Annotated in this window: 20 protein-coding genes; 14 read left to right on the top strand and 6 right to left on the bottom strand. The window is 49.6% G+C overall.

Translation table 11 applies throughout. The features are described 5' to 3' along the window. The first annotated feature begins 287 nt into the window (after positions 1-287). Both QUF18_RS19605 and QUF18_RS19600 read left to right on the top strand, forming a co-directional pair. Positions 288-851: a hypothetical protein gene (locus QUF18_RS19605; protein WP_289387808.1), complete on the top strand. Its 564-nt coding sequence runs from the start codon at positions 288-290 to the stop codon at positions 849-851. Between the two features lie 433 nt (positions 852-1284). Further along, positions 1285-2574, top strand: a complete 1290-nt coding sequence (locus QUF18_RS19600) for a solute carrier family 23 protein (RefSeq protein ID WP_289388953.1) — start codon at positions 1285-1287, stop codon at positions 2572-2574. Between the two features lie 56 nt (positions 2575-2630). On the opposite strand, the gene QUF18_RS19595 is transcribed toward QUF18_RS19600, so the two are convergent. Beyond that, the gene (locus QUF18_RS19595) at positions 2631-3419 is read right to left on the bottom strand and encodes a Crp/Fnr family transcriptional regulator (RefSeq protein ID WP_289388951.1); all 789 of its coding nucleotides are present in this window, start codon (positions 3417-3419) and stop codon (positions 2631-2633) included. Positions 3420-4015: 596 nt separating this feature from the next. Between QUF18_RS19595 and QUF18_RS19590 the strand changes: the two genes are divergently transcribed. Then, complete coding sequence (locus tag QUF18_RS19590; RefSeq protein ID WP_289388950.1) at positions 4016-4681, top strand: response regulator transcription factor; 666 nt, start codon at positions 4016-4018, stop codon at positions 4679-4681. A 212-nt stretch (positions 4682-4893) separates the two neighbouring features. Here QUF18_RS19590 and QUF18_RS19585 read toward each other — a convergent pair whose 3' ends face one another. After that, positions 4894-5286, bottom strand: a complete 393-nt coding sequence (locus tag QUF18_RS19585) for a hypothetical protein (protein WP_289388949.1) — start codon at positions 5284-5286, stop codon at positions 4894-4896. 166 nt (positions 5287-5452) lie between these two features. Further along, entirely contained in the window at positions 5453-6106 is a 654-nt protein-coding gene (locus QUF18_RS19580) for a hypothetical protein (protein WP_289388948.1), read from the bottom strand. 336 nt (positions 6107-6442) lie between these two features. Between QUF18_RS19580 and QUF18_RS19575 the strand changes: the two genes are divergently transcribed. From QUF18_RS19575 to QUF18_RS19565, 3 genes are all read left to right on the top strand, one after another. Beyond that, the gene (locus tag QUF18_RS19575; RefSeq protein ID WP_289388947.1) at positions 6443-6946 is read left to right on the top strand and encodes a ClbS/DfsB family four-helix bundle protein; all 504 of its coding nucleotides are present in this window, start codon (positions 6443-6445) and stop codon (positions 6944-6946) included. A gap of 312 nt (positions 6947-7258) precedes the next feature. Further along, a complete protein-coding gene (locus tag QUF18_RS19570; protein WP_289388946.1) occupies positions 7259-8452 on the top strand; it encodes a calcium:cation antiporter in 1194 nt (397 codons plus the stop codon). 37 nt (positions 8453-8489) lie between these two features. Then, positions 8490-8939, top strand: coding sequence for a DUF411 domain-containing protein (locus QUF18_RS19565; protein ID WP_289388945.1), 450 nt, complete (start codon positions 8490-8492; stop codon positions 8937-8939). A gap of 98 nt (positions 8940-9037) precedes the next feature. On the opposite strand, the gene ada is transcribed toward QUF18_RS19565, so the two are convergent. The 3 genes from ada to QUF18_RS19550 form a co-directional block, all read right to left on the bottom strand. Then, a complete protein-coding gene (ada, locus tag QUF18_RS19560) occupies positions 9038-10120 on the bottom strand; it encodes a bifunctional DNA-binding transcriptional regulator/O6-methylguanine-DNA methyltransferase Ada (protein WP_289388944.1) in 1083 nt (360 codons plus the stop codon). A 75-nt stretch (positions 10121-10195) separates the two neighbouring features. Next, a complete protein-coding gene (gene alkB / locus QUF18_RS19555) occupies positions 10196-10846 on the bottom strand; it encodes a DNA oxidative demethylase AlkB (protein ID WP_289388943.1) in 651 nt (216 codons plus the stop codon). A 53-nt stretch (positions 10847-10899) separates the two neighbouring features. Next, positions 10900-12345 (bottom strand): patatin-like phospholipase family protein, encoded by a 1446-nt coding sequence (locus QUF18_RS19550; protein WP_374807240.1) that lies wholly within the window; start codon positions 12343-12345, stop codon positions 10900-10902. 368 nt (positions 12346-12713) lie between these two features. Here QUF18_RS19550 and QUF18_RS19545 point away from each other — a divergent pair, with 368 nt between their 5' ends. From QUF18_RS19545 to QUF18_RS19510, 8 genes are all read left to right on the top strand, one after another. After that, positions 12714-13865, top strand: coding sequence for a M20 aminoacylase family protein (locus tag QUF18_RS19545; RefSeq protein WP_289388940.1), 1152 nt, complete (start codon positions 12714-12716; stop codon positions 13863-13865). A 363-nt stretch (positions 13866-14228) separates the two neighbouring features. Beyond that, complete coding sequence (locus QUF18_RS19540) at positions 14229-15860, top strand: amidohydrolase (protein ID WP_289388939.1); 1632 nt, start codon at positions 14229-14231, stop codon at positions 15858-15860. A gap of 83 nt (positions 15861-15943) precedes the next feature. Further along, positions 15944-17545: an ABC transporter substrate-binding protein gene (locus tag QUF18_RS19535; RefSeq protein WP_289388938.1), complete on the top strand. Its 1602-nt coding sequence runs from the start codon at positions 15944-15946 to the stop codon at positions 17543-17545. 237 nt (positions 17546-17782) lie between these two features. Further along, entirely contained in the window at positions 17783-18718 is a 936-nt protein-coding gene (locus QUF18_RS19530) for an ABC transporter permease (RefSeq protein WP_289388937.1), read from the top strand. A 4-nt stretch (positions 18719-18722) separates the two neighbouring features. Beyond that, positions 18723-19544, top strand: a complete 822-nt coding sequence (locus QUF18_RS19525) for an ABC transporter permease (RefSeq protein ID WP_289388936.1) — start codon at positions 18723-18725, stop codon at positions 19542-19544. Further along, positions 19541-20557: an ABC transporter ATP-binding protein gene (locus QUF18_RS19520; RefSeq protein ID WP_289388935.1), complete on the top strand. Its 1017-nt coding sequence runs from the start codon at positions 19541-19543 to the stop codon at positions 20555-20557. The genes QUF18_RS19525 and QUF18_RS19520 overlap by 4 nt, the downstream gene beginning before the upstream one ends. Further along, on the top strand, positions 20550-21518 hold the full coding sequence (locus tag QUF18_RS19515; RefSeq protein ID WP_289388933.1) for an ABC transporter ATP-binding protein: 969 nt from the start codon (positions 20550-20552) through the stop codon (positions 21516-21518). Before QUF18_RS19520 ends, QUF18_RS19515 begins: the two co-directional genes overlap by 8 nt. A 155-nt stretch (positions 21519-21673) precedes the next feature. After that, positions 21674-22984: an amidase gene (locus QUF18_RS19510; RefSeq protein ID WP_289388954.1), complete on the top strand. Its 1311-nt coding sequence runs from the start codon at positions 21674-21676 to the stop codon at positions 22982-22984. Positions 22985-23390 lie beyond the last annotated feature (406 nt).

The raw sequence follows: 23390 nt of genomic DNA, 5'->3' as shown, positions 1-23390 counted from the left end.
ACCTAAGTCAGGGGCCCACAAAGAGGCCGAGCCCACGAAGTGGGACACAAAAACTCAAATCCTGACCACGTAACCAAAATCCCAAAAAATACACAAACACCCTGCCAGATATGCAAAGCCCTCTTCGACGTTCAATCAATAAAAGCAAATCAAATAACTGAGGAGGGGAGTGGAAAATAATATCCACTTTTCCACATGATCAGTACCTCTACGATGATGAGTAGTCTGATTGATTTTTATTGATAAAATGATGCTTGTAATGGGCTGCAAACACGAGGAGTGCGAAATTGATTAGAATATTGAGTGCTGCTGTTTTTGTAAGTCTCATATTGCCGGTAGACCTAGCTTCAGCGCAGACCTTCAGCGTTTGCCACGGTTATGATTGCTATTATCGAACCAAAGTTACGCTCAACTCAAAAGATGAAATCCGTATCCGTAATCTGTTACAAAAAGCCAGTCGAAGTGCAGCTGACGAAAGAAACGCATTACGGGCAGCTATTGCAATATTCGAAGAGCGTAGCACTGCATTTATCGGTGTGCGCGACAAGCCAAAGATGCAATTCGGTAAGGCTCGTATTAAAGGGCAGATGGACTGCGTTGATGAATCGAAAAATACGGATAGTTTCCTGCGCTACTTGCAATCACGTGGCTGGCTAAAATACCATTCGCCAGCCCGACGAATGACGCGCGGTTCGTTCATCGATGGTCGCTATCCGCATTGGACTGCCGTGATTAAAGATAACGCGGGGCAAAGTTGGGCTGTTGATTCCTGGTATGAAGCAGGTGGCGGATTGCCGGATATTATGCCCCTTCAAGATTGGAAACGTCGTGGATATGGCGGTGAGCGATAACCAGAAAAGTACATTAAATCCCAAAAAGCAGTATGCCCCTCGAGCGTAAATTGATCCGTTTGCCCATCACGGTATTGACCATGATGTTGATAGAAGAACGGCGCATAAGCGCGACGCAGACACAGGGTCATATGTTGTATAAATAAGCAATATTATATTTATTTAGCATCTATTCGGCCTGTCGAAAATTTACTTGATAATCAGAGACGTTTCCTCATGTTTTTGACTAAACAATAAACTTTACTATTTTTATTTCTTGTCCCTATATGAGCGTACTGCCTATCACTTAGGCTGGAACACAATGCCATGCGCAGCTCGAAAAGCTGTGCTTATCGATACGATAATGACTTAAAATTTAATTCTGAATATCAAGTATCGTAGAAATCTTCATGACAAATAGCTAAAGAAAATCAGCATTTATGAAGGGGACAAGATGGCCTATTTTCCTAACTGGCGTTTGACGGATAATATTACTGTATTGCCGGATGAACGCTTACCGACTGCCGCAGCTGTGCCGATGGGGATTCAGCATCTGCTGGCAATGTCCGGTTCAACAATTGTTGCACCGCTGATCATGGGGTTTGATCCCAATGTCGCGGTTTTCTTTTCCGGTATTGGTACGCTGCTATTCTTCCTGATCACTGGCGGTCGCGTCCCGAGTTATCTTGGTTCGTCTTTTGCATTCATCGCTGTGGTTATTGCTGCAACCGGCTATAGCGGTAGTGGTCCGAATGCGAATATCGCACTTGCATTAGGCGGGATTATTGCTTGTGGTGCGCTGTATGCCATCATTGGTCTGATTGTTATGGGCGTTGGCACCGGCTGGGTTGAAAAGCTTATGCCACCTGCGGTGACTGGCGCTATCGGTGTTGCTATCGGCTTGAATCTGGCCCCAGTTGCAGTTGGTCAGCTCAAAGGGACACATGCGCATATTATTATCGCATTGATGACGGTTCTGTGTATGGCTGTTATTTCTGCCTATGGCCCGAGAGCAACACGGCGCGTTGCTGTTTTGTTGGCTCTGGTTTTTGGCTATGTGCTGGTACTGATTTTCGGCAATGGCATGGGTATGGTTCCGGGCATTAATTTTGAGGCAGTTAGCTCAGCAGCATGGTTTGGCTTGCCGCATTTTGTGAAGCCGGAATTTACCTGGCCTGCGATTACGCTGATCGCACCTGTCGCCATTGTGCTGGTTGCTGAAAACCTTGGCCATATTAAAGCACTTGGTTCTATTACCGGTCAGAGTATGGATCGATATATTGGTCGCGGTTTCTTTGCTGATGGCTTGGCTACAATGATCTCTGGTTCCGGTGGTGGTACTGGTGTGACAACCTATGCTGAAAATATCGGCGTGATGGCGACGACAAAAGTTTACTCGACACTCGTCTTTGTTATCGCAGCCTTCATTGCGCTGGCATTGAGCATGTCACCAAAATTCGGAGCCATTTTGCAGACGATTCCGGCTCCCGTGCTGGCTGGTCTGGCCATTTCCGTTTTTGGTTTGATTGCTTCGGCAATGGCGCGGATCTGGGTAGTCAATAAAGTTGATTTTTCTGACCCGCGTAATCTTTTCACTGTTGGTATCGCGCTGATTTTTGGTGCCGGTGATTTCACAGTGACCATTGGTGATTTTGCTTTGGGTGGTATCGGTACTTCGACACTGGCAGCACTGGTTCTTTATCAGCTGCTTGGTATCGGACGCCGTGAAACGACCGGCAGTTAAGCATTCAATAGTCGAACCGGCGGGAGTAAGTTCCTGCCGGTTTGAGCCGCTTATATCTATGATTGTAATAAACTATCTGCACGGGGCATAGTCTTGTCAAACACGGACATATGCATAAATTCACCGTCATATTCGGCAAGAGCAATCAATGCCTTACGATTCAAAAAATCCACTCTGCTATTTTTAAACATTAACAAGCCGTCCTCCCTCAACTCACGCACCATACGGTTCAGGTGAATTGGGGTTAGTCCGAGTGCATCGGCAAGCTGGTATTGCGTAATCGGGCAGTCGAACCCGTTTTCATCTCCCATACCGCAGGCTTTTGCTCTGTCGCCAAGTTCCAATAATAAATGTGCGGTTCTGACCAGAGCGCTTCTGCAGCCGACATTGGTGAGATGCTCAATCAGTAGTGAGCGTTGGCGGGCAAACAATTCGATCAGGATGAAACTCAGTTTTGGTGCATGTTGGATCGCATTGGCCAGAGAGCAAAGCGGTACTTCAAAAACGCTCATTGGCGTAATCGCAGCAACCGTATTATAACTGCGCCCCGCCGCGGTTCTTAATCCGACAAAATCACTCCGCATAGGAAAATCGAGAACCTGTCTCTCTCCATTCGACAGATCACGATAAACACACCCCCAGCCGCTTTGCACCAGATGAATACTGCGGATGCGTTCGCCCTGATTGATAATAGTGCCATCGGCCTGTATGCGGCGTTCATCAACTTGCAGACCGGCAAGTGCTTTCAGTTCAATATTTTCAAAATCAGCTAAAATTGGCGGTGCTTTGAGCAGCTCAATCAGAGCGCTGACTGTAATATTTATACTATGCAGTTCATTATGCATCTTCTGCCCCCTTACAACAGAGCATTTCGCAGATAAATGCCGCGAAAATGCATCAGGTTCATGACATAAGAGCGCGGTGCAAAAATGAACAAGGGCCGTACGCTCTAAAGCATGTCGCAGCTAAATGTATTCATTTGAGCTACCGCGAACATGCGATAATTAAAAGAATCTAGAGCGAGCGCAGTGGGTACGATTAAACGCAACACGCTTTAGAGCATTCCACAGTCAAATGGTATCAATTGACGTCGTGATAATGCGACCAAACAAAAAACGAGAGCGAGCGTCAGGATCCAATCTGGACGTAAATCGCTCTAGATCAAAAGATGTAGTATTTTCTTCCTGTTATGCAGATAAAGTCCGATTTTTATATTTCTAAAGGCTGTTTTGTTAACTTAGATTAAGGACAAGCCTATCCTATATAGCAATAATTCAGTTTATCAGCATTCTTTTTGTTTAAGCAATCCTGATCCTGCTATGCAGTGTGAAGCATATATTATGATTTAAAATGTCATAAATAGTAAAAAATCAATATAAAGCGTGGGGAGGAACGGGAGATGCAATACAGAGCAGCTTCCGAAGGCGTTGGGGAGTGTCAGATGATGATTGCAGACCAAAATCTGGAACAACGCCTTGTACTTATCTGCAAAAGCAATCTGGATCGCGAGTGTTTACGCCATAGTTTGCTCAATACAGGACTCAGAATACCGGTTGTTTGTTTCGAAACAACTGAAGTCAGCGACATGGATGCTGCGGATATAAATGCAGCAGTTCTTTTATTGCATATCGGTGCGAGAAAAGTGACGGACCCGGATGTCAGCGCTGAAATTAAAACGCTCAAGGCTGATTGGGATCCTGTGCCTGTTATTTTACTATCGGAAAGTGAAGACTGGGAGCAGATTGTCTGTGCAATCGAGCTTGGAGTTCGCGGATTTATACCAACATCTGTTGGTGTGAAAATCTGCGTTGAAGCTGTGCATCTGGCTATGGCGGGCGGTATATTTATTCCTGCAACGTGCATTACCGGAAGATCTCAGCCGCAAAAGACCAGTCATCATGATTTAAGCGGATTATTTACCGCGCGCGAAATTCAAGTCATTCATTTATTGCGTCAGGGTAAGGCCAATAAAACAATCGCCTATGAACTGAATATGAGTGAATCCACGGTGAAGGTTCATATGCATAATATTATGAAAAAATTTGGTGCGACGAACCGTACTGAAGTCGCCTATAAATTGAACAATATTTATCAAAATCTGTTCTGAACGATTTTCCCGCAAGAATTGTGTAGGAGTGGATGTTCTCCACTCCTACAGAATGAGAGCGGGTATCCTATTGAATCGGACTCTCATTCTTTTCGAAACGGAAGAAATAGAAACTTCCTGTTATTTTTTGTTTTAGCGGGGATGCGTAGGTTTCCGGATGCCTGCGATTGCTGTTGCTGCCGGTATCAAGAAAATACACGATCCACTGATAGTCAGGGTTTGATACTGACAAAGCCGGAAGAGGAGCCCATTGCGCCACCGGCTGCACTCGCGGCAGACGAGCCGCCGAGAAACCCGGTGTTTGAATTCGCCAGCGCTCCAGACTGACCGGAAATACCCGAACTATAGAGTGAACCGGAAGCACCGACACCAAAGCCCGGAACGACAACACCGCCGCCGATACCTGTTGTGGTGGCCCATCCGTTTGTTGTGCCAAAACCCTGAGCTGTAGAGCCGGCACCAAGGAACCCGCCACCGCTGACAGCAGAATTACCCATAGACTGGCCGACGAACCCGCCGCCCCATTCTACGGTTTGTGCGGATGCAGGCAGTGCGCCTGCGAGCGCCAGTGCGGCGACGGCTGAAAAAGTAAAAACGCGTTTCATTATTCAATCCTCCAACTGTTATGGCAAATCTCCCGTTTGCCAGATATATCCGGTGATATACCCCGCTACCCATGAACAGGCAGAGTGCGTGTCATGGGCAGAAGGCTAGATCCGCGAAGGGGTAGCTTGTTGTCATGTGTTTGATTTTCATAATCAAAGTGTTCGCTCACATCACCGGACGCGGGCAGAACCAGGCGCGGCCCTTTTGGGAGTCATTGCGCAGAGTGCAACCTTTAGCTTCTAAATCCTTACTGCTGAGACCGAGAGCCTTTGCTGAGTAAGTCCGCTTATTGCCTGCTGGTGCACGGGCAGGTTGCGCGCGTGGTGCCGGAGCAGCCATAGCAACCGCTGCAACTTGCGGTGTTGTACGATAGAAAACCTGACGGGCAGCTATTCCTTGTGACGGGCAGACAATGCCGGTCGCATTGAGTGAGGCGCGTACTTCTTTGTTCAGGCACACCAGATCAAGAGCGGCACTACGATGACCGAGACCTGCTAAGGCAGAGGCATAGGCGCGGCGGTTACATTCTCTCATTTCATAGGTGGAGCCGATGCCAAACCCCCAGCCTGTTGCGCCGATACCGGCACTTGCCGACCCGGCGCAGGAATGAACGCCTGCCGCAACCAGTCCCGGTGAAATCGCAGGAACCGTAGTTCTGATCCGGTCTGGTGAGGTGTTGGAACTACCGATCGCAATCGCTGTTGCGCCGGAGGTTGAGTTGGAATTGGCATTATTGTCCATAGTAAAAGACTGTGCCAATGCACTGCCGCCGCTGATGCTGATGATACCGGCGCACAATAGGATACCCAGTTTAGCCATAGCTAACTCCTTTCCGGGGCGTAAAACGCCCGGCTTTGTGTGGCTTTGATTGTTTCTTTGATGAAATATGCTGACAAAGCATGATCTGCTTTGCTGCGATTTATTGTATTGATGTTGCGGTATTTGAAATGTTGGAAAATGGATTAAGCAGAATAAGAATATTGGCTGGTATTTTTGACCGGTCTGTAAATGAAATAGCCCTATTGTTTATGCCGGTTCTAAACCTGCTGTCTGTTTTGTGCGCACTAAAACATAAGGTGTAAGTCCGTTTATGCATTCTATGTGGTTTGAAATCTGTTTGTTCAGAAGGTTGCCATTAAAATTGGAGGTGAGCCTGTGGCTGTTCCGCAAACGAAAGATCAGCTTCTCACAGCGATTCAGGTGAGTTTTGAAAAGCTGCGGCATGCTTTGATGACAATCCCTGCTGATCTGGCCGCAGAGAAAAACCTTTCCGGACATGCGAAGAACACGCAGATGAGCGTCAAAGATCTGGTTGCTTATCTCACCGGCTGGAATGAGCTTGTGCTTAAATGGCTGGTAAAGGACGCTGCCGGAGAGCCGGTGGATTTTCCTGAAACAGGTTTCAAATGGAATGAGCTGGGAAAATTAGCACAAAAATTTTACGCGGATTATGATGCGCTGTCCTATGATACCCTGTTATCCCGTTTGCAGTTCGCCAAAGAAGAGATCATTCAGCAGATTTCACAACGCACCGATGACGAGCTTTATGGCACGCTTTGGTATACAAAGTGGACTATGGGACGGATGATACAATTCAATACATCATCACCCTATACCAATGCTTATGGACGTTTACGGAAATGGCAGAAGGCTGCTTAGAGCGCCGTGCGCCCTGTTGCGCGCATAAAAACGCTCTAACACTCTATATTTACAGCATAATTTTATCTTAATCTGACTCAGGTTTATGGTAAGATCATGCTGTAGCGGGCAAAATGCCGCCACTGTAATAGTTGTCTAACCCGCTTATGATCACTATATACGCTCAGTGCAGGACGACCTGCCAAGTATCATTCGGGGACGGCCCCTCTATCCGGTTCAGGGCTTATTGGCTTTGACCATTTGAGTAATGTGCATCTTTATTGAAACAGTATTGTTTCGTGATGCGCTGAATTGATGGAGAGTAAGGGTCTGATGATACACGCATCTGAAAATAAAGTTATGCCAGCGCCTAGTGAAACAGCATCTCTGCGCTCGCTTTTCCCGAAACTGACACTGATCCGTTTGTTGATTGCATGGTCTGTGGTTATTGTCTTTGCCATTTGGGGCAAGCAATGGCTGGCTGAACCATTTGATAATACCCTTGCAATGATTTGTTTTGCGGTGTTGTTTGCTACGATTATCATGGCATCTTTTGGTGTTGTGGGAGAGGCAGACCATCTTGCCCATCAGTTGGGCGAGCCTTACGGCACACTCATTCTGACACTCTCGATTGTGTCGATTGAGGTTATTCTGATCGCTTCTGTTTTGCTTGGCCCCGGCGAATTTCCGACCATTGGCCGTGATGCTATTTTCTCTGTGATGATGATCATTCTCAATTTGGTGACTGGTCTTTGTTTGCTTTTGGGAGGGCTGCGTTACCGTGAGCAGGAATATAATGCGCAGGGCTCAATCAGCTATCTTTCCTTGATTACAATGCTGACCGGACTTGCTCTGGTCTTACCGAATTATGTGTCCGGCGCCGGTGAGTTTAATTTTGTGCAGGCCATTGCATTTTCAGCGATCACGATTGTGGTCTATGCTGTGTTTCTCTGGATGCAGATCGGTAATTACAGCCGTTTATTTGTGCAGCCGGTTGCCGGTTGTATGACGGTTCAGGTTGACGGCGCAACAGAGACAGTGCAGCAGGATGATGCTCCGTCCGTGCTGGACAAGCGCGCAATTATCATTCGCTCTGTACTCTTGATCGCGATGATCCTGCCGATTGTTCTGCTTGCACATGATCTGGCTATTTTGATTGATTACGGTATTGAAACGGTCAACGCACCGATTGCTCTTGGCGGTGTGCTGATTGCGATTATTGTCTTTACACCGGAATCTATTACAGCCGTTAAGGCAGCGCTGAATAATGAAATGCAGCGCGCGATCAACCTGTGTCTCGGTGCATTTGTTTCGACTGTCGGGCTGACAGTTCCGGCTGTGCTGATTATCGGATTGGTGATGAATAAAACCGTGACGATGGGTATTTCCGGTGTTGAGACAATCTTGTTTCTGCTGACTGTCGCACTGACAGCTTTTAGTTTTATCGGACAAAAAACATCGCCAATTCAGGGTGTTCTGCATCTGGCGCTGTTTGCGGTGTTTAGTGTGCTGTTGTTCAGCGCATAAAGGATGTGGCATCTCTTTTGAGTGAAGGATTTCTGAAATGAAACTTAAATCTATGGTCGGCGCTGGCGTTTTTGCATTGATGATAACCGGCATGGTTTCAGCTGCTTCGGCACAGCAGAGCAAAATTGTTGAGCTGTATAAATCACCTTATTGCGGTTGTTGCGGTGCGTGGGGCGATCATATGAAGGCTGCCGGTTTCCAGATCAAAGAGTATAATATTGAGGATCTGGCGCCGGTTAAAGCCAAATATGGCGTGGCGGATGATCTACAGTCTTGCCACACAGCGATTATTGACGGCCATGTTATTGAAGGTCATGTGCCAGCACAGGATATCAAAAAACTGCTGGCTGAAGGCGGTGAGAAATCAGGTCTGGCCGTACCGGGCATGCCTGTTGGTTCACCGGGAATGGAACAGGGCGGTGTGAGCGAGCCTTATCAGGTTATCCGTTTCTCTAAAACCGATCGCTCTGTATTCGCGCAGCATTGATTATTTTGCACCTATAACGGCAGCATATTAGCTGCCGTTATGCTCTGGTTTTAAAGGGTCAGGGCGAGTCTTGTGCGCCAATTCTGGCACAGGGCGTTCTAATCATCGGCGGTGATTTTTTCTTTGCTGAGCAAAGTTCGTTTGCGCTCCACACCCCAGCGATAGCCGGACAGACCACCGTCATTCCTCACCACGCGGTGGCATGGTACAACGACTGCTACCGGATTGGCCGCACAGGCACCGGCAACCGCTCTTGCCGCTTTAGGCATGCCCGCAAGGCGGGCAAGTTCCGCATAGCTCACAGTTTCACCCGGTGGAATCTGGCGCAATATCTGCCAGATTTTTTGCTGGAAAATAGTACCGTGAATATCCAGCGGCAAATCGAAATGCGGTTGCGGCTGCTCGATAAATGCAACGCAGGTCTGGAGCATGCCTGTAAACTCTTCCCCGCTCTCTGCAATCGCAGCCTTCGGGAAGCGCTTTTTTAAATCATCCCGCAACGCATTTTCATCATCACCGAGCAAAATAGAGCTGATGCCTTTGGAGGTTGCGGCCACCAGCACTTTGCCTAAAGAGCAAGGAGCGATCGCGTAATGCAGCACGATATCGGTGCCGCCTTTTTTGTGTGCTGATGCTGTCATACCTGAAAGCCTGTTTCTGGAAGCATAAAAATTACTGCTTTCATTATAGCCTGAATTGTAAATTGCCTCTGTCACGGAGGTTTTGTTATTTGTCAGTTCCTGTTCCAGTTTTTCAAGGCGCAGAGACTGGGCATATTTTTTCGGGGTAATTCCCGTCACCTGTTTAAACAGCTTATGGAAATGAGACATGCTGAAACCGGCATGCTCTGCCAGCTTGCTCAGATCCGGTGCGGTTTCATTATCACGGATCAGGCGGCAGGCTTCTTCAACAAGACGGGACTGCTGTTGTTGTAATGTTTCAACCCTCTGGGGGACACAACGCAGGCAAGCACGAAATCCTGCTTTTTCAGCCTGATGCGGTTGATCGAAAATTTTTGTGTGCTCAGGCTTTGGCCGGCGTGAAGGGCAAGTCGGGCGGCAATAAATACCGGTAGTGCTGATGGCATAAACGAACTGACCGTCAGCTTCCGGATCGCGTTCCAGCACAGCCTGCCAGCGCGGGTCGTCAAGGAGTTTGTCTATGCGGGCGTGCTTGTTCACGGCTTTACCTTTCTTTGAATGGATCACAGGCTATCGCGTGAATTTAGTTCCTGCACTGCAAATCTTGTTTTCAAATCAGGCGGCTTTTCTGAAGGTCAGATTGATGCGGGTTCGGCCAAGAAGCGGGTGTTCACCATCTTTCAGTGGTGGTATCCCGTGATAATAGAGACGCGACGGTCCGCCCCAAACCACCACATCGCCATGATGTAAAGCATATTTGAGAACCGCATCGGTGCGTTTCAAGCCACCAAACTGAAATGTAGCTGGCAGTCCGAGTGAGACTGAGACAATCGGATGTTCCGGACTTTTCTCATCTTTATCCTGATGCAATGAGAGCTTGTTCTTCGGCTCATAGCGGTTGATGAGGCAGGCATCGGGTATGAAATTCTGATAACCGGCTTTGGTTGCTGCATCTTGTGCCAGCTTTAAAAAACATTCCGGCATTACCGGCCAGTTTTGTCCGGTCAGTGGATCAACCGGACTATAGCGGTAGCCGCTGCGGTCACTGACCCAGCCAAGCGGCCCGCAATTGCTCATAGCAACGGACATCGTAAAACCGCCGGGCGTTACCATGTTTCGGAATGCTGCCTGTGCAGTTATCTCGGACAGTGCGGCAAGCAAGTCTGTTTCAACGCTCAGAGCTTCCCCGCGTAGTAAAACTGCACCTTCGGCGAGCGTTTCCCGTTCAGGCAGAGCGGGGATCAGGTTCGAGAAAAGATCTTGCATTGTCATAACCGCATGTTTGAGACCGTGGCCGCTGATTATAAACCACGGCGTGTTTAATGGAAAACAGGCAATGCGGCTGTTCGTTTGACCGGTGATACCTGTTCCGACTTCCTGACGCTGGCAAATTTTTGAATGTCGAGAACGGCATTCTGAATTTTCTCATGTTGCATAACGGCCTTGTGTCCGGAAGCAATGGCCAGATCAACCTGTTGTTTCGGTAACTTGAAACGGGTTGGAATCTTGTTGAGATTATTTTGGGTCGGGCCATCCAGATCGCGAAAGCTCACGGCTTCAACAATCAGCGACAGATCCTTGCAATTCCAGCCCTGCAAAGTACCGCGATATTCTTTGACCTTGGTCAGCGGTAAAGAACAACGATAATCAATGAGTTCTTTTTGCCATACATTCGTGGCCAATTTCAGCGCGTCAAAACCATCGCGCACCGAAGCGGAGATTGCAGTATAGGCGGTTGCGGCAGCCACTTCCGGCAAGATCGGGCCGTGAACAGTTTTAACCCACGGTTCCTCACCTTCCGTACCGGCATCGGCGACAATGAAAATCAGCTTGCGCAGCTTCACAGCTTCTGCCGGTGACAAGGGGCCGTGCGGGTTTCTGGCTGCCGCGCGCGCCAAAGCAAAGGGCGTAACACCGATATTATCGGTCAGCGCACCATCGAGTAGTTTGATGTAATGCTGCTTCGGATCATTGCGATAGGCATAGAGACTGCGTGCATAAGCATTCAACCGCAATGAGACATCAGGATTGGTCAGCGTCTCTTTCAGCCATAGTGGTGGTTGATAATTGCATTGTTTCTGATTGGCAGACACCACAACCGGTGCAAAGGCTACAGGCACAGCAGCCGAGGCACTGACGGCATCGGCAAGACGGACTTTGTCCAGATCGCTGCACAAAGCATCGAAAGTGTCATGGGTAAAATGAAACGGAGTGCGGTTATAAATATCGGAAGCGGTGATCCAGACGGTCGGTGCATCACTGCGTCTGAGCGAGGCGAAGGTTTTGCCATGAAACAGATTTGTATCCAGCCATTGGGAGAGCCCGTTACGGTCATTCAAGCCGCCATTGAACGCCCGCACAACATTCTCCGGCTGTAACAGCGAGGTGCGCAGCCCCGCTTCGGCATTGCGATAGAGAAACTTCTCACGAAAATCGCGGTAATGATCGGGACCGGTCATACCGTAATAAGCGGCGGCAACCGCACCGCCGGAGGCACCGGAGACGAGTCTTACATTTTCAATTAACCGGCGCTTGTATGGATATTCATCAATGACAATGTCATCCAGTGCCTGCAACACACCATAGGCAAAAGCCGCAGACCGGGTGCCGCCACCGGAAAAAGCCAGTGCCACAATTGTGGAGCCGTCATTGCCGTGATCGGCAATATAATCCGTTCTCTTGCTGAGGATCGTGGTTTCATGACTGTTGATCGGGCCGACATCCTTGGATGCGCAGGCCGATAGGGTCAGAAGAGCTGCAGACATCAGGCTGATAGGAAAACGCACATTCTGCTCCGGTGACAACAAATTTCGTAAAAAGCCTTGTCTGCAAGTGTGCGGATTTTATCCGTCTTACTGCAGCGTTTAATCTTTATGAGAGGTCAGCAGTTGCAGCAAGTGCAAAGCGAAAGCCCTGTAATATAAAATCAAACGAAAACTTTTTATAAAAGAGCTTTGCTCCGGCATGACATCGTTTTACAACAGTTGAGAGTCGTGGAAACTTGCCTGAGCTAAGAGGAGGCACATTCTTTTAGCGGCTGTTTATTGAGCAGGGATACGGCTCTGTGCGGGACAATGACTGACAGATAATGGATGCGCGTATCGGCTTGAGCGTGCATTTCGGGAGTGAGAGAATGAGCAAGTTTGACTTCAGCAGTTTTCTGCCGGAGCTGATTAATATCCGTCACCAGCTGCATAGCATGCCGGAAATCGGATTGTCTGAATTCAAGACATCAGAGTTTATCGCACAGCATTTGCAGAAATGGGGATTTGAGGTCACGCGCGGTCTGGCGCAAACCGGTATTGTCGGCACGCTGCGGCGCGGCGACAGCAATCGTTCCATCGGCTTTCGTGCTGATTTTGATGCGCTGCCGATTTTGGAAGAAACCGGCCTGCCATATGCCAGTCAGCACAAAGGCGTGATGCATGCCTGCGGTCATGATGGCCATACGGCGATGCTGTTGGGCGCGGCCTATGCCTTGTCACAGGATGCCGATTTTAACGGTGCGGTACATCTGATTTTCCAGCCGGCTGAAGAGAATTACGGTGGCGGAAAAATGATGGTTGATGAAGGCCTGTTCGACCGCTTTCCTTGTGAGCAGGTTTTTGCCATTCACAATATGCCGGGTCTGGCGACAGGCATGTTCTCTGCCAAGCCGGGTGCGATGGCGGCTTCGATTGATGTGCTGACACTGACGGTCAAAGGCAGCGGTGGTCACGGTGCCATGCCGGAACTGACCGTTGATCCGGTGGTTGTGGCCTCCAGTATTGTGATGGCATTGCAGACGCTGGTTTCTCGCAATATTTCACCGCATCAGCCTGCCGTACTCACGGTTGGTTCATTCCAATCCGGCTCTGCCAATAATATTATTCCCGATACTGCTGTACTTGAATTGTCCATGCGGGCAACTGATCCGTCTGTGCGGGTGGCTTTACGTGAGAGGGTGGAAGAGATCGCCCGTTTTCAGGCCAAGAGCTATCAGGGAGACGTGCAGCTTGACTGGTCTGTCGGCTATCCGGCGACGATCAATAATAAGCAGGCCTATGAACTGGCGCGGGATGTGGCGATTGCCGGTTTTGGCGCAGACTCTTTTGAAGAACTGGATGTACCGATGATGGGCAGCGAGGATTTCTCCTTCCTGCTGGAAGCGGTGCCCGGTGCCTATATTTTCCTTGGCAATGGCGACAGTAGCGGACTGCATACCAGCCGTTATGATTTCAACGATGAGATTTTGGAACGCGGTGCTTCCTTCTTCCATCAACTGGCAAAATCCGGTCTCGTCTAAGTTTTTTTACGAATCTGCCCGCGGATAAGCGGGCAGATATCCTGTAAAATCCATCGAAATAATGCATAGGGCCATGAGGCTTATGCATAGGGATGTGTTTGAAAAATAAAAATCGGCGAATTGCAGCTTTATTGCGCAAAGTGACGTAAAAATAACGTTTAATTTTAACAAATGCGCAGCTTGCTTTTCATTTCGTATAATGAAAGGCTCTCGTCAACGATTGAAAAAGTGCCGGAGTATTCCATTCTGCTAAAGAATGCAATGTGAACCGGCATACGGGAAATGACGATAATACTGCATGGCATTGCACGCCGGAGAGACTGTGCAATTGACCTGCAGCAGCATGAAAGGGGAGGGCACATCATGGCCGCGAGCGGGATGATTATTGCCGACAAAATTTTACACAACGGTACCATTTGGTGCGGTTATGAAGAGGGCACTGTTGAGGCTCTGGCCATCTGGCAAGGCAAAGTGCTGGCCGCTGGTAAAGCAGAGGATATTCTGCAGCTTCAGGGCGAGACAACAGAGCTTGTTGATCTCAAAGGCGCATTCGCCACTCCCGGCCTGAACGATGCGCATTTGCATTTAATTTCCACCGGCCTGTCATTGAAACGGATTGATGCAACGCCTGCCGCACTGCCAACATTGGCTGATTTGCAGGCGGCCATCCGCGCCAAAGCGGCAACCTTGCCAAAAGGCGAATGGATTTTGGCACGTGGCTACGACCAGACCAAACTCGATATTGGTCGTCATCCGCATAAATCCGAGTTGGATCAGGCGGCACCAGATCATCCGGTTTATCTGACCCGCGCTTGCGGCCATGTGGCGATTGCCAATTCTTATGCGCTGAAGCTTGCTGGTGTTGATGAAACAACTGCGGTGCCGGAAGGCGGGTTGATTGAGCAAAAAAATGGTGCGCTGACCGGTATGTTGGCTGAAAATGCGCAGGATTTGGTGCGCGCTGTCATTCCTGAGCCAAGCGAAGAGCAGATTATCGAGGCCATTGAAGATGGCGGTAATATGCTGCTGTCCTATGGGATTACCTCCTGCATGGATGCGGCGGTCGGTCAGATCGCCGGTTATAAGGAAATCCGCGCCTATAATATTGCCAAGCGTGATAACCGCCTGCCGGTGCGCACATGGCTGGTTCTGCTCGGCGATCCGGGTAAATCCGTGGTGCCGCAATGCTATGAGAGCGGCCTGGTTTCCGGTGTCGGCGACGACATGCTGACCATTGGCACGGTGAAACTGTTCCTTGACGGTTCCGCAGGCGGCAAAACCGCATGGATGTCAGAACCATATCATGGTGACGATGTTGATAATATCGGTGTGCAGATTCTCAGTGATGAAGATTTGCAGGCAATGGTGCTGGATGCGCATGCCAAAGGCTATCAACTTGCCTGTCATGCGATCGGCGATATGGCGATTGAACAGCTGATTACGGCTTATGAAAAAGCGCTGGTTGCCTATCCTGATCCGGATCGTCGCCACCGTATTGAACATTGCGGTTTTTCCAGCGATGCCCAGCATCAGCGCATGTTGAAGGCGGGTATTTATCCGTGCCCGCAACAGGTTTTCATCTATGATTTTGGCGATGCCTATATTTCTGTGCTGGGCGATGAACGTGCCCGCCCGAGCTATCCGCTGAAAACATGGCGTGATCTTGGTTTTAAACCGGCGACCGGTAGCGACAGCCCTGTCTGCCATCCGAACCCGTTCCCAAATATCTATACGATGCTGACCCGCAAGACATGGAAAGGCACTGTAATGGATGAAAATCAGCGCGTTTCCATTGAGGAAGCTTTGCAGGTCTATACGGAATATGGCGCCTTCTCGCAGAAGATGGAGACTGTGAAAGGTAAGCTGGTTGCGGGGCAGGTTGCTGATATTGCTGTGTTCTCGCGCAATATGCTGGAAGCAGCACCGGAAGAAATTCTCAGCGACACGCAATGCATTATGACATTGCGCGGCGGTGAGGTTGTATTTGCACGCTGAGACAGCGGCAAATCAGAGAGACAGGGCTGCGGACAGGAGACCGCAGTTTCTATGAAATAATTTCTGAGGAGGGGATATTCTCAATGATTAAACGCATAGCTTTAATCTCAACAATGGCGGCATCTTTGCTGGCCGGCGTTGTCATGAATGCGTCAGCGGAAGAACCACGCAAAGGCGGCACGATTAATTTCGTTGCGCCTTACGGTTCGAGCTTCGGTACGCTGGACAATCAGGCAACAACTGCAACGCAGGACGAATTTCCGACCAAAGCGCTGCATCGCCGTCTCTATGCATGGGATGGCACAGCCAACAAGCCGCAGCTTGATCTGGCAACGGATGTCAGCGCTTCGGAAGACGGCCTGACTTATACTTTCAAACTGCGTCAGGATGCATTTTTCCATAATGACAAGCAGATGACTGCAGATGATATCATCTACAGCTATAAGCGCGCGATGACACCGGGCAAAGCCTATCCGGCCGCTCGTTATATCAGCAATATTAAAGGCGCTGATGCCTATTCCGAGGGCAAGTCGCAGGAAATCGAAGGTCTGAAAAAGGTTGATGATTTCACGCTCGAAATCACGCTGAATGAAGCGCTGGCGCCTGGCTTTATTTTTATGCAGCCAAGCACTGTGATTTATCCGGATGGCGAAGCGGACAAAGACAGCTTCAAGAGCAATCCTATTGGTCTTGGGCCTTATAAGTTCTCGGAATATGTGCCGGGCTCACGTCTGACCGTAGTGAAGTGGGATAAATTCTATCTCAAAGACAAGCCTTATGCTGACAAGATCAACATTATGCTGATGGGTGAAGCCGCAGCCCGTGACGTTGCTTTCCGTAATAAGGAAGTGGATGTTTCGGTTCTCGGACCTGCACAATATGTGACCTATAAAGCTGATCCGGAACTGTCGAAGAACATTCTGGAAGTTGCGGAAGTTTATACCCGCGCTATGGGTTTCAATGCCGATGTAAAGCCGCTTCAGGATAAGCGTGTCCGTCAGGCGATCAATTACGCGATTGACTCTGATCTGATCATCAAGCGTCTTGCCAAAGACAAAGCCTATCGTGCTGTAAGCTGGCTGCCGCTGTCTTCACCGGCTTTCGACAAAGCTGCACAGCCATATCCTTATGATCCTGAAAAAGCGAAAGCTTTGCTTGCTGAAGCCGGATATCCGGATGGTTTTGAATTTGAAGTCACCGCAACACAGAATGAGAGCTATGGTCTGACCATTGCAGAAGCAATCATTCCGATGCTGGCAAAAGTCGGTATCAAGCTGAAGACAAAGCCGGTTGAAGCAGCCGTTCTGTCTGAAGTGGTGCCGGGCGGCGACTTCCAGTCCTTCCTGTGGTCGCTGGAAAGCGGTCCGGATCCTCTGACTGCGCTGCAGTGCTTCTATTCCAAGACACCACAGTCTTCCTGCAACTATACCAAGTTCAACAATGCTGAATTTGACAAGTTGTACGAGGCTGCCCAGCAGACCAAGTCTGAGGATGAGCGCAACGAACTGCTGCGCAAAGCCAATAATATCCTGCAGGATGAAGCACCATATTGGTTCTTCAACTACAACAAGGCGGTTATTGCTTATCAGCCATGGCTGCACGGCTTACAGCCAAACTCAGCTGAACTTGCAATTCAGTCTTATGAAGAGCTTTGGGTTGACGACAGCGTACCAACTGGCCGCTAAGCGCAATCAGGTCTGATTATGAGACGTGCCGGAGAGCGGTTATCCGTTCTCCGGCTCCGTTGCAGTCTTTAAAGCATGTTCGCCGGAAAACCGGTTTCGTTTTCCGTGCATGATCTGAAGTTTAGTTTTGTCGCATATCGGTATCATCCTGAAGCAGAGCAAAATCAGTCTGTATGATTGAGGGCTCGCTGAGATGGTTCCCGTTTTCCCGATATGCCGGAGGAAGGAGCACACAGGTTGCTTCGATTTGTTATCAGGCGGGTTTTGCAGATGATACCGACCATTTTGGCGGTGTCTCTGATTATCTTCGTCATTTTCAGTGTTATTCCGGGCAGTTTTACGTCCAGTCAGATTGCTGACGGCAAGGGGCGTAATGACCCTAAAGTCGTTGAGCAGATGAACAAGGAATTTGGTCTCGACAGACCTGTTTATGAGCGGTTCGGTTCTTATATCGTCAATTTGGTGCAGTTTGATTTAGGTAAATCATTTCGTACCCGTCAGCCGGTAACGCAGGTGCTGATGGAGCGCATGTGGCCGACCATGAAACTGGCAATTGCAGCAATGACGCTTGCAGTTCTGATCGGTGTGCCGCTCGGCTTTATCGCAGCGCTCAGACCCGGCAGCATATTGGATACGGTGACGATGATCGGCGCGGTTTCCGGCCTGTCATTGCCGCAGTTCTGGCTTGGTCTGTTGCTGATGTATTTCTTCGCGCTGACTTTGGGCTGGTTGCCGAGTTTCGGCTATGGGGATGGCGGTATCCGCAATCTTATTCTGCCCGCGGTAACCTTGAGCGTTGCACCTCTGGCTTTGCTGGCGCGAACAACACGTGCTGCAGTGCTGGAAGTGATGGGGGCAGATTTTATCCGTACTGCCCGCTCAAAAGGGATGAATGCCTATCGTCTGGTGACATGGCATCTGGTTCGCAATGCGCTGGTTCTGATTATCACCACAGTCGGTTTGCAATTCGGTTCGCTGATGGGCGCTGCCGTTGTGATCGAAAAGCTGTTTTCATGGCCGGGGCTTGGTTCTCTGCTGGTGGACAGCGTGTCGATGCGTGATATTCCGGTGGTGCAGGGCGCTATTCTTATGATCGTTTTGTGGTTCCTGATCATCAATACGATTGTCGATATTCTTTATGCGGTCATCGATCCGCGCATCAGCCACGAGTAGCGCCATGAGATTACGTTTCAATCTGTTATTCGGCGGAGTGCTCTGTGTGGTTATTTTGGCCGCCGGTATTCTTGCCCCTTTATTAGCGCATTATGATCCGGTTCTGGATGCTGATCTGATCAATGCGGAACTGCCGCCGGATGGCGACTTCTGGTTCGGCACTGATGCACAGGGACGCGATGTGTTCAGCCGTGTGCTCTATGGTGCGCGGATTTCACTGACTGTTGGTATTGTCTCGCAGATCATCAATACGCTGATCGGCCTGACAATGGGCATTTCTGCCGGTTATTTCGGCGGGCGGTGGGACGATTTCGTCTGCGGTTTGACCAATGTTATGCTGTCGATCCCGTCACTGATCTTTGCGCTGGCGATTATGGCGATCCTCGGCCCTGGCCTTGGCAGTCTCTTGATTGCGCTGGGACTGACCAACTGGTCATGGACCTGTCGTATTGCCCGCTCCTCTGCCTTATCGCTCAAAAAACAGGGCTATGTGCAGGCAGCGAAGACGCTGGGTTATAGCGATATCCGCATTATGATTACCCAGATTTTGCCGAATATGATCGGGCCTATTCTGGTGATCGGCACGCTCGGCATGGGTGATGCTATTCTGGCAGAAGCAGCCCTTTCTTATCTGGGTTTAGGTATTCGTCCGCCATTCCCGAGCTGGGGCAGCATGCTGACAGACGCACGTGAACTGATTGCGATTGCACCATGGGCAGCTATTTTCCCGGGGCTTGCAATTTTCTTTACAGTTCTGGGGCTTAATCTGTTTGGTGACGGCCTGCGCGATGTGCTGGATCCGCATATGAGGAGCCGCAAATCATGAGCGATGCACCACTCTTAGACGTTAAAAACCTCCATATTGATATGGTATCCGGTGAAACCCGCTTTAACGTGGTTGAGAATGTTTCATTCTCAATCGGCGCGGGTGAAACTTTCGGTCTGGTCGGGGAGTCCGGTTGCGGTAAATCCATTACCTCACTTTCGATTATGGGCTTGCTGAACCGCCCGCTGGAGGTCAGCTCCGGTGAAATCCTGTTTAAAGGACAGGATTTGCGGAAATTAAGCAGTCGCGACATGCGTAAATTGCGCGGTAGTCGCATTGCGATGATTTTTCAGGAGCCGATGACAGCGCTTAATCCGCTGGCAACAGTGGGACGGCAGATTGCGGAAATGTTTGTGCTTCATCAGGGTGCGACATGGCATGAAGCAGAAAAGAAAGCTGTTGCAGCCTTAGGTCAGGTTCATGTGCCCGCACCGGAAAGTCGGGTCAAAAACTTTCCGCATCAGATGTCCGGTGGTATGCGCCAGCGTGTGATGATTGCGATTGCACTGGCCTGTAATCCTGATCTGCTGATTGCCGATGAGCCGACAACAGCACTTGATGTGACGGTTCAGGCAGAAATCCTCAAATTGATGCAGGAATTGTGCTCATCGCGCGGAACTTCCGTATTGATGATCAGCCATGATCTTGGTGTAATCGCTAAAATGTGTAAGCGTGTCGGGGTCATGTATGCCGGTCATATGGTGGAAGAGCAGAATGTAGCGGATTTGTTCGGCCATCCGGCACATCCCTATACGCATGGGCTTCTGAGTTCGTTACCGGTTCTGGGACAACGCAAGCCGGAAGAACGTAAACGGCTTCAGGAAATTGACGGTGTCGTGCCATCTATTTCGGCCTTTCCGAAAGGCTGCCGGTTTCAGCCGCGTTGTGAGCGGGCAACAGATATCTGCCTGAGTAAGGTGCCACCGCAGACAGCGCTTGAGAATAGCATTGTCAATAAGAGTGTGGATGCTGAAACAAAACGCGGATTCGTGAGGTGCTATCATCATGAGTGATCAGAACACGCCGCTGTTGCGTATTGATAATCTCAATGTCCATTTTCCGGTGACGGCTGGTCTGTTTCGTGCATCGACACAGGCTGTACGCGCGGTCAATAATTTCAGCCTTGATCTGCATAAAGGTGAGTGTCTTTCTATTGTGGGAGAATCCGGCTGCGGTAAATCCACATTGGCATTGGCAATTTTGGGGCTACAAAAACCGACTTCGGGCACAATCTATTTTGAAGGTAAGCCGATTACCGGAGAAAAAGGGCCAAGCCGTCTTGAGCGGGCACAAATGGCGCAGATGGTTTTTCAGGACCCTTATGCATCGCTCAATCCGCGCCAGACGATTTACACATCGCTAGCCGCACCGCTGCGCTTGCAAGGTGTAACGACAAAATCAGAACTCAATGACCGTGTTGAGAATACGATGAAGCTTGTCGGTCTGAAACCAGAGCAGGCCAAACGCTTGCCGCATGAATTTTCCGGCGGTCAGCGGCAGCGTATCGGTATTGCCCGTGCGCTGGTTCTCAATCCGAAAGTGGTTGTGCTGGATGAGCCGGTTTCGGCACTCGATGTGTCGATCCGTGCTCAGATCATCAATCTGTTGCTGGAACTGAAGGACGAATTGCAACTGTCTTACATTATGATCAGTCACGATCTGAGTGTGGTTGAGCATATGAGTGATCGTGTTGCGGTGATGTATTTCGGGCAGGTCGTTGAACAAGGGCCGTGGCAGGACGTTTTTGCCAATCCGACACATCCTTACACGCGGCGCCTGATGGGCGCTATTCCGGATCCGTTTGCGATTGTGCGTGGTGAAGAACGCAATGGGATGGATGACGCACCGCCGCCGCCAGCCGGCTATGACTATTACCCGCGCGAATTTGGCAAACATGATGTTTACACCATGCCGCCGGGCACAGAACTTCTGCCTGTAGCCGATAGCCATAAAGTCCGGTTTATCGCTCAGTGATGAGATTTAAATTCGGCGCTTAATATAGAGAGTGAAAAGGCCATGATCCGGCATGCGGCTCGTGGCCTTTTAGAGCGCCGTGCGCCCTCTTTGGCGCACAAAGGTCGCTCTAACGCTTTATATTTACGCATAATAAGAGTGATATCGTGACTGAAATGAAAACTGAGGGCACTGAATTGTCGGCACGTCAAAGACTGGATGCAATTTTAAAACGTCTTGAAGATCGCAAAGCCACGGAGGCGGTTTATGTGAAGCTTTATCCGGATACAGCACGCGCTGAGGCTGATGCCGCAGATCGGCGGGCAGAGCGCGGCGAAAGTCTCGGGTCATTAGATGGCAAGATTGTTTCGATTAAAGATTTGTTTGATGTGGCGGGGGAACCAAATCTTGCAGGCTCTATCATTCGTAAAACGGCTGAACCTGCGGGCAAAGATGCGGTAATTGTTGAGCGCTTGCGCAAAGCCGGTGCGATTATCATCGGCAAAACCCATATGACGGAGTTTGCATTTACTGCTGTCGGGCTTAATCCGCATTATCCTGTGCCGGGCAATGCCTATGATGCGCGCCTTGTTGCCGGCGGTTCGTCTTCCGGCGCTGCAATTAGCGCAGGTGAGGGAACATGTGATATTGCCATCGGCTCTGATACCGGCGGTTCTGTTCGTATTCCGGCAGCTTTGAATGGTGTCGTCGGCTTTAAACCGACCCATGGCCGTGTTTCGCTGGAAGGTGCTTTTCCTCTGTCGCCAATGCTCGATTCCGTCGGGCCTCTGGCGAAGACCGTAGCGGCCTGCGCGGATGCCGATGCGATTATGTCCGGTGAAGCGCCGCTGCCGTTGGAGAGGATTGACCTCGCAGGTCTTAAAGTCGGTATCGCACAGGGGCTTGTACTGCAGGATATGGAAGAAGATGTCGCTGCTGCTTATCAATCTGCGCTGAAAAAGCTTGAAGCAGCTGGTGCTGAACTCATCGAATGCAGCTTTGATACTTTGGTATCTGCATTACGCACAGGGCCGAATAAAGGATCACTCACTGGCATTGAAGCAGCTCATATCCATAAAGACTGGCTGAATGATCATTCTATGCCGGTTGATGAGCGAGTAAGTGTACCTTTGCGTGAGCGTTTGAAAATTGCGGATGCTGATTATCAGACTTTGCTGGCATTCCGCGGAGAGCTGGTAAAGCAGGCCGATGCTATGATGGCGACATTCGACGTTGTGTTGATGCCGACAACACCAATCAAAGCTGTTCCTATTGCACAGGTTGATGAAGATGTGCCGGAATATGATCGGGTTGAAACACTCTATTTGCGCAATACGCAGATTATGAACCAGTTCGCGTTGACAGCACTATCGCTTCCGATGCCAATGCCTGAACGACCGGCTGGTTTGATGCTGGTTGGCCGCAATGGTTCGGATCGGAAGATTTTGGCAATTGGTTCTGCCGTGGAAGCTTTATTAAAAGCGTAAAATGTTTCACGGGAATCATTATTGAATACCAAACCCCGTCTGTTTCGCAGGCGGGGTTTTGTTTTTTTGCCAAATTTGGTGCCGATTCTTGAAAAATGGCTCTCCGATTCTGAATTTCCGAGTCGGAACAAGGTGTTGGGGTGTTATTTTGATATATGTGACGTGGGTTTTGAGGTGTTTTGGTTGTAATTGTGGGGTTGGGTGTATGCTGCTTGGTGTAAATTTGGGTGTTTGGCTGTGAATTTGTGTTTTTTGTTATAAAAATTCCATAAAAGGTGTTTTGTCGTGTTGACAGTTTTGGTTAGTGGGGTCTATATGAGGCCAACAACGAGGGCGGCGGCGCTGCTAGCGGCAGAGAGCTTCGCCCCTGAGATTGGTTGATTGAGAGATTGGCTAATCGGTAAGG

It is taken from the genome of Pseudochrobactrum kiredjianiae (assembly GCF_030362795.1).
Lineage (GTDB): Bacteria > Pseudomonadota > Alphaproteobacteria > Rhizobiales > Rhizobiaceae > Pseudochrobactrum > Pseudochrobactrum kiredjianiae.
The sequence above is the reverse complement of the archived record's forward strand: the minus strand, read 5'-3'. Positions and strand labels throughout refer to the sequence as shown.